Below are 15,497 nucleotides of genomic sequence, written 5' to 3' on the forward strand. Positions count from 1 at the left end.
TTAACTATGCCATGACCGATTTTTGTCATTGCTAGTTCTTAGAAAGATGTTCATAAATCATCGTCTTGATAGTATCCTTGCTATGTTCGATATCCGTTGGCGTACCATTACTCAGTAAGGCGACCACGCCGCCTGCTTCATCTATCGCTACTAATGACGACAATCCTAATAAAGTACCATCACGAAAATGTACCGTCGCAGACTGAATATCGTCCTGATAAGGCATCATCGCGTAGCCGTAACATGCTCCTAGCTTGCTGATATCGCAGTCCATATCTGCATCTACCGATAAGATATTGGGTTGCCGCTTAGCGCTCATTGCCTTAGATTGTTGCGCTAGTGCTACCGCATTACCTGACAGCCCAGCCACAGAGTATAGGTCCTCATAATTGAAAGCAGTATAGATATCAGATATTCCTGTCAGTCCTGTCTCGGTATAGTTATAGCTGATCTCATCGTCTAAGCGCTGGCTCGAGATAAACTGTATATCAGTATTCTGTATATCATAATGAGTCTGTAGATACTCCTGATAAGACTGCCCTGATACTTGCTCAACTACTGCGCCCAGTAAGCAATAACCTAAGTTTGAGTAACTAGTCTGCGTCCCCGGCGTAAAGCTCAATTTAATACTATTCATCTTCTCAATGCTATTGGGACAAATAGGCTCCCCAATGCCAAACATATCATTGCCTTGGATATCTAAACGATTAAAGCCACTTTGATGTTCTAATAATTGCTTAATAGTAATGTCGTTGACTCTAGCATCTTTGGGCTGGTCTATCTGTGGTAAAAGCTCTGCTAGCGGCATCTCTAGCGTGAGCCTTTCTTCCTTAATCAAATCCAAAATAGCATCAGCCGTCCACAGCTTAGTCACACTCGCATAGCGAAAGCGGGTATCTGCACTGATAGGATCAGATAGCAGCGGCAAGCCGTCTACATAACCACTCTCACAGTGATACAGCTGACCTTGTGGATCAATATAGGCAATCTGATTAGCAGGGGCATTCTGATATTTGGTTTTTTCTATCAGTATGTCTATCATCCAGCTTGGACTACTCTCACTACAACTAACGTGCTGTAAGGCTAGCTGCGCTCGTACTGGATATAGGCCCTGCCAAACCCGATTACGCGCTTGATTATTGGCATAGAAATAGCCGACCACTACAGTGACTACGATCAGCGCGATGACTTGTAAGATGTCTTTTTTTTGAATTTTTTTAAACATTATTTTTTTCTTTTAGATAAATATTATAAATAGCTTTGACCAGTTGGTTATGAGTCACTAACCAAGAGGTCGCATCCTCAGAGTTGGATAAAAAAGTCAAAACACCACCATCACTGTTCATGATCGCTAAGGCACTACTATTAGGTAGCCTGCCATCTCTCCAATAAAATGTTAACTCATCATCGATTCTGTATTCATAACTAGAGAAACCATGACAACCTCTAACCTTTTTTGTATCACATGTTATGTTATTTGGACGACTGGTAATATTAGGATAGGTCTGCTTGTCCATCGCCCATATATACTTAGATAAGTCGATACTATTGCCTACCAGCCCCCCTACAGGCGCTAAAGCAAAAGAATCAATCTCACTTAAACCTTCATCATCGTTGCCACTATCGGTAACGGAGTCATATTGAATCTTTGGTTGTAAGAAGTAAGTGTGACTGGAGTCAAAACTGAAATAATCTTGGCTTACCTTAATATAATCATCTACATAATAATTCTCAATGACTTGCCCCAACAAGCAGTACCCTACATTTGAATATACATATTTACTACTCGGCGCATAATCCAATAGGGTATCTGCAAGTGTATCAATCTGATAAGGGCACCAAGGACGACTCCTAAACATAGGATCACCAGAGACAGCTCTATCAAAGCCTGCTCGATGTGATAATAAATCGGATATCGTCATATTGCTGACTCTATTATCTTTTGGTACTTTGTCGTGTAGTTCGGGTAAAAGACTCACGAGTTTATCATCCAGCGTTAACTGATCTCTCCTCACTAAGTTCAATATCAGCTCAGAAGTAAAAACTTTCGTTAGACTGGCATAACTAAATATCGTATCACGGCGGATTTTATTGCTGAGATAAGGCACTCCTTGCCATCCCGCCGTACACGTTGATAGCTCGCCTGCCGAGCTAATGTACGACAACTGTAGGTTTGCGTTGTTTAAGTTCTTTATACTATAGCCAGCTATCTCTGCTAACCACTCTTTTTGGTCGCCATGACAAGATAAACTATCTAAAATAACGGCTTCTTTTATCGTTTGTTTTACATGCATGATAAAGGGTAGGTTTATCAAAGATACAAACAGCAAGACTAATGCTACTAATAGGTAGGTTGCGTTTTTTTTAGCCAACGGAATATTCCTGTCTGATCTATCTGATCGCAATATTGTCTATATTCTACAAACTTCCGTAGATGACGCTCTTCACTTTTTGCGCGCCCATAGTATATGAGGCTCACAAAGGTGAGACCCAATATATTTTGCCACCACTGGACACTAGCGAAGGCAACGCCCATAAAGGGTAAAGTATATAACCACCAATATATATTTTTGGCGATATAAGCTGGGTGCTTAGTATAGCGATACACCCCCGTATCAATCAGTCTGCGCCAGCTTAGATTCGAAAAGGTCATGCCAAACTCAAACGTCGCCAACCAATAAACAATCCAAGATACATTTATCGCCAATAAAAACAGCCAATAAAAAACGCTGTCCTGAGGGATGATATCCTGCCATATCAGATTGTCCTGTTGGTCATTAACTTGACGCATTATCCAAACTAACGGCGGATAACATAACAATGCAAATATCCAACCGAGTATGTTGCTATCGGTATCTACGATTCGATTATTGATAATTCCTGAGCTAAACAGATAGCCAAATATAGCAATGAGCATATCTAAACTGATAACGATATTAAATATCAAAAGAGTAATCGCAGTAGCATTGAATTGCCATGCAGTATCAAAAATAGCTGCCAGGTTCCCTAAAAAGCCACTATACATAAAGGGAATGAACACGAACTTTACCACTGTTTTCAAGATAAATGTTTTGAGTAACGCCCTATCCACAGGCACGTTTTTATTCAACATCGCGCCTATCTTTGCATACTCATCTTCAGGATCTAGTAATCTCCTATCCACGAAATAAATATAGCCTACAGAAACTACCATGACCAAAGGGAAAAACAAAAACAGATCATTGACAAAGGTCGCATAAATGGATACACCACTTTCAGTCACTATAAAGGCATAAAGATAGATACCAACCAGCTGCGATAAAAAAACGATAGATTTGCTTTTAACTCGCTCGCTGTTGATAGGATTGAGTGGGTGTTTTTTTCTATGTGGGTTTTGAATATAAGCGACAATGAACAGCGGTAGCAGGCAGGCCAATAACCATACTCTGATCAAAACATCCAATGACAAGTAATCAATAAGCAATATCTTGGATATCAGATACCCAATAAAGAAGCTCATGATTAAGATAATAGAAGCCTGTCTGGGATGCCGGTGCACAGAAACCATCATAAAGAGCACTTATACAATAGGACATATCAAAAAAAGAGACATAATAGTATTATGTCTCTTTTTATTATTAATCACTAATTATTATTAATCACTAACCACCTCTATAACGGTGATATTAACCACCAGTAGAGCTAGCAGTTAGAGCAGTGATCGCAGCTGCAGCAGTACCAGCGGTACAGCCCGTTGGACGATACTCAGCAGGGATAGTCGCGTGACATGCCCATGTACCAGTAGCAGCACGGGTATATACCAAAGTTTCACCTGATAAAGCAGATGAAGCATTACGACCAAAGGTCGCGGTAATGATAGCTGCACCATCAGCAACACCACTAACTGTAGGATAGCCTACGTTGGTATCAGCGGTAGCTACAACTTGTGGAGTACCAGTGTCAGCACCCAAAAGATTAGATGGGTTAGTACCTAGTACACAAGTCGTTGCCTCTGCCCCAGCAGTTGGCGTACCACTATGTAGAATAGTAGCAGTTCTGCCATTGTTGATGCAATCTTCAAGCGCATTCTTCACAGAAGTCGTTTCACCCAATACACGTGCAGCTTGTGAACGTGAGATATAGTTCTGATACTGTGGAATAGCGATCGCAGCCAAGATACCGATGATCGCAACCACGATCATGAGTTCGATTAAGGTAAAACCTTTTTGAGTATTAGTGTTCATAAGAACTCCTTTAGGGGTATATAAAGATAAGTGGCTGTTGTTAATACAGTCGCATTTTATCTTTAGGGATATAATAAATTTCTTTCTTACTATAATTATTGCAGGTAGCATGCCAAAGTTATGATATTAATATTTTAATAACTAAAACATGGCTATTATTCTTAAAATTGGCATCAATAGGACAGTTATTGTCTAAATCATCCTAAACTATGTTATCAATGTTGCTACTAACCTACTAAAAATTGTCAGTTGGCACTATATTGGTAAGTATACAGTAACTTTTACTGACGTTTTTTGTCACTACTTCATAATAGTGACGGTTTTAGTAGTCACAAAAAATGTTACTGATTCCACTCATCGCCTGTACCGCAAATACTATCTCGACACTTCACATTCTGATAACTCAACGTCAATGTACCATCGTTAATGACCTGAGTATTGGCTTGAGGTGTTGCTGTAATGACCCACTCAGATGTCAGTGGGTTGGGGCTAAAGGTAATAACATAGAGTGTCGGTCCCTGCCTAGGAAAGTTACCGCCTAATCCTGTAATCAATGCATTACTATAAGTACCTTGTGCTAGCTTGCGACTTTCGAGCTGCGATGCTATATTCTGCATTTCGCTCATAGCGTCCGTGCGTTTCGTCTTGATGACATATTGCTGATAGTTAGGAAAGGCGATGGCTGCGAGAATAGCAATGATAGCTACTACTATCATCATCTCGATGAGGGTAAAGCCTGACTGACTGGTAGGAGCTAATAGTGATTTTTTACGATATTTATTCATTACCATTCCTCTTGACCTGTATCGCAGTCAGCATTGGTCTCATCGAAAGTACTCTTGCTAGTGTTTTTACAACGTAGACCTGCACTATTCATCATCATTCTACTGGCGTAAGTAGTTATACCTGAATCTTCGGGTTCGGCAATCATTTTCCATGTGCGCCCTGTAGCATTTACTGCTGTATTTACTAATGAATTAGCGGGAGTATCGCCATCGACGAGCGTAATCTTGTATCGATAATTACTGGCATCACTACCATCTGGCACATAGATAGTCTTGTTTGTTGCAGGGCTATCTGCATAACCATAAGTCACTGTATTATTAGAGCTATTTATGATTCGTGGTTGGAACCCTTGATAAGTTAATGACTTAGCTCGCCAGCGCTCTAGTTCTACCTCTAACTGTAGCATTTTCGCTTGTACCTCATTTTCAGCATTGCGTACAGCGTACTGACGATAGCTTGGTATGGCGATTGCGGCCAATATAGATAGAATAATGAGTACAACTAACATTTCTATGAGCGTAAAACCATGCATATCGTTACGCACTGTCGCATTTTCTGCTTTCTTTATATGCAACTTAGTCATGTTTACTGTCTCATTATCAATGTAGGCAAAGTTATTTTTCATTATTAAATACTGATATTAAACAGTTAGAACATCACAGTTACTGTTTTTTTCGTTCATACCAAGCTTTTGGCTGCAAGGTATAGCGTTCATTGAATAAAAACTCAACAGCGGATCCATCACCATTATTTTGTGTGGCGCTGTTGTTTTCACCAGGATAAAGATCTTTGATATTACTATTATCTTTAAATCCGTCTGTACCATATTTTGCACGTTTAGCCGCATCTATTCGGTCGGCGATTGTTGTCGTACCAATCAGTACTTTTATATCTGTATTATCTGCGTTATAGGCACCAATAGCCAACTCCTGAATACCTTGACCTGCAGGTGTAAAGCCGCCTGTACCAGTTATTGAGGTTTCATCCATACATACGCCATAAGGTAAACAGTATAATTGACGTTCAGAGCCGCCCATTATTTTCGCTGAACAGCTTGCTGTATTTCCGTATACTTTGTCAGGGTTATATACAGTGGTATAAAGCAAATTATTAATGACTGTACTTTCGCCCACACCTTTGTTATATCTAACGTTACTGTAACCGTCAAAACGAGTTAATGGGTAATACCATCCATTCTTGGTTGCTGGAGCCGCTGGAGTAGTACCACTTTTAGCTACACCTATCATCGATTTTATAGCATCATTTTTTTTGCTTTCACGAGCTATATCAGTGGTCGCAGATCCTATAGTAGGTATCGCAGAGCCTAAATTTACCAGCTTAGCTTCTGTCAAGTTTGCAATAGTCTTAGTAAATCCACTGTTATACAGGTCTTTATTAGTCACATCATTGTCGATGATGCCATAAACACGGTTGGCATAACCATTGTTATTACGCAATGTCGATAGAGGCGCGCTGCGATTACCTGAGATAACGTTGACCATAGCAAAGAGCTTACCAGTATCTGGCCCTTTCTCTCTACGATAGAAACTTACGACTGGGCTTTCATAGAAACGGTATGCGAGTTTCTTATCTGTAGGAGCTGCATCTAATATGCGTGTCACGCCTTTATTAGTGAAGCTATTTACAGCTGCAAAGCCGAACTGAGCAATGCGTGCATTCTCAAAGTCTGCACGGAATACTTGTCCACCCAAGTCGGCAGCATAGAGGTGATCCATCAGACCATCATTATCTCTATCAAGCACAGTAATTCCACCAGTGATACTATTAATCATCGTATCTGTTTTGACATTGACACCTGAAGCGCCTTCGCTACTAGTTGACCATATCAGCTTACCTGTTTTGGCATTAATCATATAGATAGCATTGCCTTTGGCAGGGGCGCTAGTAGTGGCTACATAGCCATCAGTTTCATACTGCATGTCGTAACCACCACCGAATATAAGCACGTCTGTTGGCGCAGCATTCTTCTTAGGATCAGAGCCTTTGGTTAGGCGTATTTTTGCAGCAACTGGTTTGCTCCAAATCTGTCCTAAACGAGTAAAACCCTCTGTTGAGGACACACCTGGAATAGTCGAGCTAATACCTTGTGGTGTAATCGTAAATAATATTTTAGGGTCAGATCTTTTGGTTATATTCATTCCGTAGAATGAATCACCTCCCATACGCAGACCACCATAAGCAAACATACCCTTACCTGATGCTTGATCAACTGTTACCTTTCCTCCTGGTAAATCATAAGCGTAATCAGTTTTGACTAACCAGGGAGCATCCACACCAAAATAAGGTTGACCAATTTTAGATATTTCCTTTTTAGAGTTCTCTACTAGAGCTTCTGGTTGATTTATTAACATTTCTCTAGGAATGATAGCAAACTCTTCTTTACCTGCTTTTGCATCGACTAAATGCAAAGCTCCATCCATAGAACCAAAGAGCACATAATCCTCTCGAGGATCGACAATACTGCCTTTATCATCTAATTTTGAACCATAAGAAACAGCTTCAGGCTTGGAATGCACAACACCACCTAACAATTTTACTTCATTGGTCGGCTTGGTTAAGCTTAAGTTATTAGTCTCAGTCGTAAGCGGGGTCGTTGGTTGTCCATCATTAGTCAGCACACCACCAAAACCTAAAAAACTCAGCAAACGACGTTGATTTAACTGACTATAAGCAACAGTATCTTTGAGATTATCGAACCCAAATGGTTTGCCGCTACTATCAACACCAACTTTACGCAATATTGGTGTTTTATCGGTAGCCGTCGTGTAATCCTCGACATAGAGAGTACGCACACTACCCAAACCTGCACTTGGTGCTTGTAATTGAGCATATACACCGCCAGCCGCAATATTATTATTGGCCGCTTTGCCCTCTACTACAAAATTAGCAGTTTGCCATTCATCTTGTGTATTTTCATCTAGATTGCCAGCGATATCTTTATAAAGTTTATTGCTGCCTCTTCCAAACAATGTCCCTTGATCCAAATTATATTTTTTAAGATTACCTTTCCATATACTTGCTGTGGAAACAATATCAGGATCTAGCATAGGTAAATAGGCATAAGGAAGTTGATTTGCCGCTCGGTAAGGGTCCTCTGGAATAGTAATTGTACCTGAAGGTGCTGTATTAATAATCTGTACAAGGCTAGCTGAGAAGTCAACTATGCTGGCAGCAATTTCCTCAGAGTTCTCAGTATAATAGAAGCCTCCATCGCCATAAGTTTTGACTTCACCATCACCTTTTTGCTCACCTAATTTACATAGATTACGAGTATCATCATTAACATTACCACTATCGCAATCAACGACTGCCTTTACTTCACCATTTACTGTGATGGAGCGTGTCCCTGTCAACCCAGCAAAAGCACTACCAAAGCCAACTGTCGCCGTTTTAATCGGCAATCCTTTTGAGTTGCTAGCATTATTTCGCAATAGGGCAGCATAGCTTGCCATACAGCCCCATGACCTACCGCTGGAATCCCCTTGCAAATTAGTGCAACTGTTGATTGACAATGCTGGACTTGAGCCAGATAAAGAAGTATTCATTAAACTTGTAGCTCTACTAGTGCTACTACCATTTGGCTGACCGTCCGTTAATAGATAAATACCATTACCGCTACACTCTTTATCACTTAAAGGAGATATATAACTATTATCTTTCTTAGAGGTGCTGACAGAGTCATCAAACCCACTATAGTTTCTATAAGTATAACTATAAGTATTTGTACCCATCATGTAGGCACCCGCCTCAGCGAAAGCGTGGGCAGTAGGGGTATTACCTTCTGCCCTTAAATCTATAATCTTCTCAATTAGCTTTACTCGTTGTCCAGCAGTTAGTTCAGCCGTAGGCACCAAAACCACCCCTGACCTACCGTCGCCATCATAACTATAGTTACCCATACCTACGGCATAATCATCCGGAAGCGAGCCGGTATCTTTTACACTACCGCTTTCAAGAACTTCATCCGACAATAGTTCTATAAGTGCTACTTGCAAACGCGCCATGAGGGTACTAGCAATTGTATTGCCACTACCATCTTTACAAGTAGGAAAGGTAATATTTACGTTCTTAAGGAGTGGCGCATTTTTATCTATTACTGTATTACCTTCATCGTTCCTAAATAGTCCGTCAGGCTTACTGGCATCAAGCTTTCGCTGATACACTACCAAACGAATGTCACCAGTATTACTATAGTAATTACGGCAACCACTATTACCACCCATACTCCCTGAAGTATCCAGCATCATAAAAATAGAGGCCGTACCTGGCTTAGCCGCCTTATATATCTCAAGATCACCGATAGGTTTTCTGTCACTCGTCACTGTAGCACTATTGGCAGGCACTAGACTTGTTATGGCGATTGTCACCGCTGCCGTTAGCGCTTTAATAGGCCATGTTTGTCGTTTAGACCTTTGACTCATTAACTGTTTCATGACCTATTCCTTAATATAAATGATAGCAGAGTAGCGATGACGCTATTCAATATGGCAAATAACAAAATATAGTATTTGTTAGCTAGATGGCAAGGTACACAGTAATCCTGCGCCTTCACCAAAATCGACACATTTGGTACGTAACGACTGGTTCTCAACATCGGCCATTTCATAAATGATCTTATTGGGTACACCAGCTTCTGCCATACAACCGCCAATCGTATCTGTATAGTCAGCAGCAGACGCTGTATGCAATCTACTGGTCTGCTTGAAGCAGTCTATATTACCTAGCTTAGTGTTTCCGTAAGCGGGTAATACAGCTGTACTATTGATATCGAACATAAATGCCTTACTTGATATCAAACTACTTCCTTGCCCTATACTGTAACTACCGAATGCTTCGTTCTCTGCATTTGGTGGTGTTAGCGATACGTTCACCTGCGTCATACTAGTATTACGACTGCTAATATAATCACTTGATTCAGTAGAATCGCAATAGCCCGTACTTGTTAACGAACCATCTGGCGTTATGATTGAAGTTTTATTGACATTGAATAACTGATCACGTGGACGGAAGCAAAAGACATATTCATTCTCGACACTATAATCAGACAAGATAAAATGACCAAAAGGGCCACCACGCGATATCATAGCATCGTAAGCATCTGCATCACTGCTGCCATTAATACTTTGCTCTATATTTTGGTTAGCATTATCTGCTGACTGTAGTAGTAGTGCATTAATTTGGTCACTAGTGGCGAGCTTCAGGTCCGTGCTACTTTGCTTTACCGCAATAACCCCCCCCAATATAATCAAAACCAAGAACAATAGAACTACGATAAGTACTGCACCTTGTTGACTAGATGGTGGCACTATGGAGCGCTGATATCGCTGATAATTTGACATATCGCCTCTTTTTTATGACGTGACATTAGATTTTAGACCAGTAACAGACATGACACGAGCACTTCGCAACGTAATAGTAGATTCATAACTACGACGATAATAATTTTCATTCATACTAACAGTATTTAGCTTCTGTTCCGTTCCTAGCACCACAAACTTTCCTTTATCCTCAGTTGCTAATTCACTTTCAGGATCTTCTATTAACGGAGTAGTACTACGAACAATTACTCCAAGTTTGATAGTGGTGATTGCAGGTTTTTCTGTGAGCGTTAAATAAGTACTAGCTGGTAAATAGCTAAGCTGATTTACATCAGTAATGGTTCCTAACAATACTTTAAACTGCTCTATTGCAGGTATAATAATTTCACCATTACCAGTAAATGCTGTGACTATTACCCCTTCTTCATCAACTCGACCAGCAGAGCAAGCCAATACTAAATCAGTAGCACCACCACCTGTAGCCTGACGTATAAAATAGCGTTCAACCACCCAATCACTGCTACCTGATGCAATCTCTGTTCCTTCACAATCATATAACGATGCTGAAGTTATGTTTTTATATTGAATAGTTAATTGGTCACTTTCAATACCAACTATATTTGATAAGCCTGTCCAACCGTCACTATCAGCACTTACAGTTAAGTATTTTTCATCAGTAGCATTGCTATTACCTAAATTATTTGTAGTTAGCACAATACCACTATGAGGAGTTGTACTCGTAATATTACTTATTGGGTTCCCTAAGTTCGCTAAGCGAATATGGTCATCAACTGCTTGCAGTGCAAATATTGTAGTATCTTGTACCTCAGAGGCGCTTTGCTGCACTACACTCGTACGAGCACTAATAATATAAACTTGTATTACAGCCGCTGAAACTAGTAGGCCTAATACTAAGGAAATAATCAGCTCAATCAGAGTAAAACCTGAAGAGCTATTATTGAAATGGCTTACCTGGTTATTATTCATTAGTATGCCTCCGAGATAAGGCATTGACTGCCGATATGATAGGTACCATTTACCTTTCCACAAGCATCTACCTCTGTATCGTCTAATATTGGCTTAGTACCATTCCATGCGGTAATAATACACATTTGTTGTTGTATAGCATTCGCAGAACTTCCAGGACAGGTAGCAATACTGACAGCAATATTTTCATCAGCTGCCATCTTTTTGATCATAAGCCCATCACGAGCAGCAAGCTCATTAATAGTACAAGATTGTTTTGGTACAATTTTGCCACCTATATTGCTAGTAGTAGTAGATAAGCAATTTTCACCACTAGCTAAAATACTTACTGTTTTACTGACGGTGGTCTTAGTACCATCATTATTAGTTTTAACATATGAGATAACCACTGTATCAGTAGCCGAACTATTTATTACAGCCTGTATAGTTGGAGTTACTTTTGCTCGTTCAGCTAAGGATAACTCAGAAAACTCTGTCGAGAGTATGCTTTCAAAAGGAGGTGCGCTACTATCTTTAATATACGCCTCTGGATAGCCACGCATCACTTCAGCTAAATTGCGAATCACTGTTAAAGATTTGGTTCTAACTAAACTCTCGTCAGTGGCTGTAATTGCACGCATTTGTAGCGCACTAAAGCCCAATATCGCAATAGATAGTAGTAAAACAGCCACTAATACCTCTACTAAACCAACACCTCGTTGAAAACTTGACCCATTCATTGACAGCTACCTCCTACTTGGTCAGTAATATTAGCAACTCTACTCACTGAAATTACTCTTGGTTGCACTGAAGTATTGCTATCACAGACAGTGTAAGTGACTGTAGCAGTGACTCGTTTACTAGGTTCAAAGGTTATGGTTTCTAGTGCTGATACAATTTCACTTTCATCATTATAGCTATAGTTAGCAATAGGATTTGCTTCTGATCCAGAAATGGTAATGACTTTAGGATTACTATCATTATCATAGCTTAAAGTAATGTTTTGACGACGAATAATACTTTCAGCTTTGGCTTCTTTCAGTGCATTAACTAAAGTAGCTGTTGTCGACTTCACGCGCTGGTCTGCAAGCTGAGTACTAATATTAGGCGCCGCAATACCTGCAATAATGGCAAGAACAGCAATCGTTACCATTAATTCAATTAAGGTAAAACCTGAGCTTACGTTCTTTAGCTTAGGTAGTGGAGTGTTCAAAGATGCATTCACATCGTGTTCCTATTTAAAACTGCGATTATCTGTCTTTTACTTATGGCATATTGATTATGAGTATCTTATATTGTTGCCTTACTACCATGATTTTCTACATATATCTATTTAATAGCATGCAATTTTCATTCCACGATATCTAATAAATACCATCTAAAAATGACTATAGGCACTTTCCTGTGTTCTTGTCTCATATATTATTTCACCAAAAGATCGTTTATACATTTAGATCAGAACAACAAATTAGTATACATAAATATAACAATATAGCTTTAAGGAAATATATTAGCAATAATTAGATATTACTGACAAAGATATACTGGGTTTAGAATTTGTTGCCATGTGATAATACGTAAGCAGAAATTTGATAACTATTATTGCTGCTATCCGTTGCTGATTTTATTGATGCAGGTGGAATGAACGCTCGCGCTAATGCTTGTAAGCTTGCACCTGTGGTAGATACGTCATCGAATAGTATTAAGCGTTTTTTAGGAGGGCTTTCGATTAGAGCAAAGGCGTTATCTAAGTTACTAAGACGTTCGGCACGAGACAGTCCCTGCTGGCTAACTGTATCGTCAATACGCTTAACGCCTTGCCATAAAGGAATTTGCCAATGTTTAGACAATTGAGCAGATAGAATACTGACAGGATCGAACCCACGTTTGACCAATCGTTGACTTGTCGTTGGCATAGCGACAATCACGCTGTTATTGCGATGACAACCGTGTGGACGCGGTAATTGACGTATGGCATGTAATAGTAACGGCAATTTCGTCATATCCTCTTGATGCTTAAATGCTCGGATAGCTTGACGTATTGGATACTCGTAGTAAGTAGAGGCTTGGATAGATAGAGATATACTAGGAACGATATCAACTTCAAAAGGTCTTGGTAACCAAGTGATATCGTTGTGACAGTGATCACAAAGTAAACCACTGCTTAAATGGCTGTTTGCTTGATGAACGATATTAGTAAGAAAAGAGTGTTTCTTTAAGGCTGTCCGTGTAGGCGGCGTGTCCGTTATATTATGTATACTAGATTGCGCTTGATACTGCAGTAGTTGAGATTGTGGTGTACTACGATAAATACGGCATAGTTGGCAGCGCATATCCATATACTCTGCCAACCACAGTCCAGTTTGATAAGGCGCTAAGCGGCGCATAAACTATTATTTGTCATAACTTATCATAAATTCCACCTATATTAGAGCCTTTCTCAAATTAATGTCCTTTCCGAATTAAAGCCCTTTCCAATCGTTCAGTACGATACCGAAGCCGATAGAGGTATTTTCATGATTATAATCAATGATCGACTCACCATAGCCTTGGAATAGCTGAACCATACCATTAACGTTCTCTGATATAGGATAGATATAGTCGATTTGCGCAGCACCTTTATTGGTACCTGGATTGTAGCGCAAGGTACCGCTAATGCTCTGATCAGCCGGTAAATCATACAAGAATTTGATATCACCGTAGCCCATGTAGTCTTCGATATCTGGATTATCGTCATCGCTACTACTTTCGTTATTTACTCGAGCCCATAGGCGCGGTATGACTGAGAGTCTGCCCCACTCTGCGCCCGCCATGAGGTAAGCACGATTCCATGAACGTGATAATGGATCATCTTGTCCATTCGAGTGATGGACAGCACCTGCGCCCAACATACGCAGACGTCCACCAAAAGGCAGATCTGCTGTCACAGGTTGGGTTAAGAATATTTCAGGTTGATAATCGGTAGCACGGAATGGACGCGAGTTGTCTTCGTTATAAACTTGCCAATGTGATTCTTGAGTATAGCCAAACCATAGGTCAGCACTGGTATCAAACAAGTCTTCTGCGACTTTTGTTTTTAGGGATAATTGGAATTTTAGCTCAGTTTCGCGTATGTCATTAGAATCAAAAGGATCTGTTTCTTGTGATGGTGTGCTTGGATTTAAATTGGGATCGAAAGTATAAAATAATGGCAACAGATATGTCGGTCGATATGGTCTGACCGTCCAAGTACCACGCTCACTATTTTTGTCTAGATCATAAGATAGACTGAGTGGCGAGAATTTTTCGATGTCTGTTTGAGTGACACCTACATTTTCTAAAATCTGTGCCTCACTATTCGTTTCAGCATCTACTTCTACGTTACCGTTTGCCTTCAATTTGCTGGCTGCTGTTTGCTGGTTGGTCATTAAGATGGTGTCTGCATCTTCAACTGTCGTCCCACTCATCGCCGTTTGAGACTCAGCCAATATCACTTTTGGATTACCTGAGACCGTACTTTGAAAGGTCTTTGCCAAATCAATTGGTTGTTTGGTTGAGGTATAGCTTGGTGTCTTACCTTGTTCAGCTACCTTATCAAAACAAGCGAGACGAGCAGCACTAGACTGGACTTGAGTACATTCAGAAAACAGCTTGGCTTGCTGGGCAATAAATTCTTTGCTAATTATTTTGCTACTTTGTGTACCCACGTCAGAAGATATCGCACTGTTATCGAGACTCTGTGATAGGTCAAGATCCTCATATTCAAACGCAGCTTCAGGTGCTGGCAGTTCGTTATAGGTTTGAGAATCATCAGCAGCTTGTACTTGTATCGCGGTAAAACCCAACGCAAGCGCAACTGCAATACGAAGAGGCATATGTGCTTTCTGGTAAGACGGCTGCTGGTGACGCTGAGTAATGGTATGGGCAAACATAAGTGTCCTTTATCTAACTAGTATTAGCGCTAGCAGAGTATATGAGGTAGTTAATATGGCCATTAGCGTTGTCGCTAAAATAGAATTGACTGAGTATGTCAGCTAATCGCAGATATTAGGAGCGCAAAAAATGACAATTAGTACCCCTGCTGCATTGTTTCCTTATTGTAATGAAAATATAAGCACGATACTAGCTTTATCGATAGTTAAAATAAGCGTATATCAATATAATTACTTATATAACAAATACTTAATAAACATTCCATAGTATG

13 protein-coding genes are annotated in these 15,497 nt (G+C 40.1%); all 13 read right to left on the reverse strand.

Annotated elements, in window-relative coordinates:
* Nucleotides 1-31: 31 nt before the first annotated feature.
* The 13 genes from JMX63_RS01505 to JMX63_RS01565 all read right to left on the reverse strand — a co-directional run bounded on the left by JMX63_RS01505 (nt 32) and on the right by JMX63_RS01565 (nt 15,225).
* Entirely contained in the window at nt 32-1,225 is a 1,194-nt protein-coding gene (locus tag JMX63_RS01505; RefSeq protein ID WP_201570398.1) for a serine hydrolase domain-containing protein, read from the reverse strand.
* A complete protein-coding gene (locus JMX63_RS01510) occupies nt 1,218-2,372 on the reverse strand; it encodes a serine hydrolase domain-containing protein (RefSeq protein WP_201570400.1) in 1,155 nt (384 codons plus the stop codon). The genes JMX63_RS01505 and JMX63_RS01510 overlap by 8 nt, the downstream gene beginning before the upstream one ends.
* Nucleotides 2,342-3,550, reverse strand: coding sequence for a methyltransferase family protein (locus JMX63_RS01515; protein WP_201570402.1), 1,209 nt, complete (start codon nt 3,548-3,550; stop codon nt 2,342-2,344). Before JMX63_RS01515 ends, JMX63_RS01510 begins: the two co-directional genes overlap by 31 nt.
* A gap of 115 nt (nt 3,551-3,665) precedes the next feature.
* Nucleotides 3,666-4,223, reverse strand: coding sequence for a pilin (locus tag JMX63_RS01520; RefSeq protein ID WP_201570405.1), 558 nt, complete (start codon nt 4,221-4,223; stop codon nt 3,666-3,668).
* Nucleotides 4,224-4,564: 341 nt separating this feature from the next.
* The gene (locus JMX63_RS01525; protein ID WP_101205512.1) at nt 4,565-5,008 is read right to left on the reverse strand and encodes a type IV pilin protein; all 444 of its coding nucleotides are present in this window, start codon (nt 5,006-5,008) and stop codon (nt 4,565-4,567) included.
* Entirely contained in the window at nt 5,008-5,592 is a 585-nt protein-coding gene (locus JMX63_RS01530) for a type IV pilin protein (protein WP_201570407.1), read from the reverse strand. The genes JMX63_RS01525 and JMX63_RS01530 overlap by 1 nt, the downstream gene beginning before the upstream one ends.
* Before the next feature lie 79 nt (nt 5,593-5,671).
* Nucleotides 5,672-9,463 (reverse strand): pilus assembly protein, encoded by a 3,792-nt coding sequence (locus JMX63_RS01535; protein WP_201570409.1) that lies wholly within the window; start codon nt 9,461-9,463, stop codon nt 5,672-5,674.
* 78 nt (nt 9,464-9,541) lie between these two features.
* Nucleotides 9,542-10,369: a pilus assembly protein PilX gene (locus JMX63_RS01540; RefSeq protein ID WP_201570411.1), complete on the reverse strand. Its 828-nt coding sequence runs from the start codon at nt 10,367-10,369 to the stop codon at nt 9,542-9,544.
* Between the two features lie 12 nt (nt 10,370-10,381).
* A complete protein-coding gene (locus tag JMX63_RS01545; RefSeq protein WP_227673201.1) occupies nt 10,382-11,335 on the reverse strand; it encodes a PilW family protein in 954 nt (317 codons plus the stop codon).
* The gene (locus JMX63_RS01550) at nt 11,335-12,054 is read right to left on the reverse strand and encodes a PilV family protein (protein WP_102094700.1); all 720 of its coding nucleotides are present in this window, start codon (nt 12,052-12,054) and stop codon (nt 11,335-11,337) included. The genes JMX63_RS01545 and JMX63_RS01550 overlap by 1 nt, the downstream gene beginning before the upstream one ends.
* Nucleotides 12,051-12,539 (reverse strand): GspH/FimT family pseudopilin, encoded by a 489-nt coding sequence (locus JMX63_RS01555; protein ID WP_227673202.1) that lies wholly within the window; start codon nt 12,537-12,539, stop codon nt 12,051-12,053. Before JMX63_RS01555 ends, JMX63_RS01550 begins: the two co-directional genes overlap by 4 nt.
* Nucleotides 12,540-12,864: 325 nt before the next feature.
* Entirely contained in the window at nt 12,865-13,701 is an 837-nt protein-coding gene (locus JMX63_RS14475; protein WP_227673203.1) for a ComF family protein, read from the reverse strand.
* 75 nt (nt 13,702-13,776) lie between these two features.
* Nucleotides 13,777-15,225 carry a phospholipase A gene (locus JMX63_RS01565; RefSeq protein WP_201570415.1) on the reverse strand — a complete coding sequence of 483 codons (1,449 nt, stop codon included), beginning with the start codon at nt 15,223-15,225 and terminating at the stop codon, nt 13,777-13,779.
* Between the last annotated feature and the right edge of the window lie 272 nt (nt 15,226-15,497).

It is taken from the genome of Psychrobacter nivimaris, assembly GCF_904846365.1.
GTDB lineage: Bacteria > Pseudomonadota > Gammaproteobacteria > Pseudomonadales > Moraxellaceae > Psychrobacter > Psychrobacter nivimaris_B.

What these genes read in the sequence shown, in the direction of transcription:
- JMX63_RS01505 (WP_201570398.1), bottom strand. Translation starts at nt 1,225, where the DNA reads ATGTTTAAAAAAATTCAAAAAAAAGACATCTTACAAGTCATCGCGCTG.
- JMX63_RS01515 (WP_201570402.1), bottom strand. Translation starts at nt 3,550, where the DNA reads ATGATGGTTTCTGTGCACCGGCATCCCAGACAGGCTTCTATTATCTTA.
- JMX63_RS01520 (WP_201570405.1), bottom strand. Translation starts at nt 4,223, where the DNA reads ATGAACACTAATACTCAAAAAGGTTTTACCTTAATCGAACTCATGATC.
- JMX63_RS01525 (WP_101205512.1), bottom strand. Translation starts at nt 5,008, where the DNA reads ATGAATAAATATCGTAAAAAATCACTATTAGCTCCTACCAGTCAGTCA.
- JMX63_RS01530 (WP_201570407.1), bottom strand. Translation starts at nt 5,592, where the DNA reads ATGACTAAGTTGCATATAAAGAAAGCAGAAAATGCGACAGTGCGTAAC.
- JMX63_RS01535 (WP_201570409.1), bottom strand. Translation starts at nt 9,463, where the DNA reads ATGAAACAGTTAATGAGTCAAAGGTCTAAACGACAAACATGGCCTATT.
- JMX63_RS01540 (WP_201570411.1), bottom strand. Translation starts at nt 10,369, where the DNA reads ATGTCAAATTATCAGCGATATCAGCGCTCCATAGTGCCACCATCTAGT.
- JMX63_RS01545 (WP_227673201.1), bottom strand. Translation starts at nt 11,335, where the DNA reads ATGAATAATAACCAGGTAAGCCATTTCAATAATAGCTCTTCAGGTTTT.
- JMX63_RS01550 (WP_102094700.1), bottom strand. Translation starts at nt 12,054, where the DNA reads ATGAATGGGTCAAGTTTTCAACGAGGTGTTGGTTTAGTAGAGGTATTA.
- JMX63_RS14475 (WP_227673203.1), bottom strand. Translation starts at nt 13,701, where the DNA reads ATGCGCCGCTTAGCGCCTTATCAAACTGGACTGTGGTTGGCAGAGTAT.
- JMX63_RS01565 (WP_201570415.1), bottom strand. Translation starts at nt 15,225, where the DNA reads ATGTTTGCCCATACCATTACTCAGCGTCACCAGCAGCCGTCTTACCAG.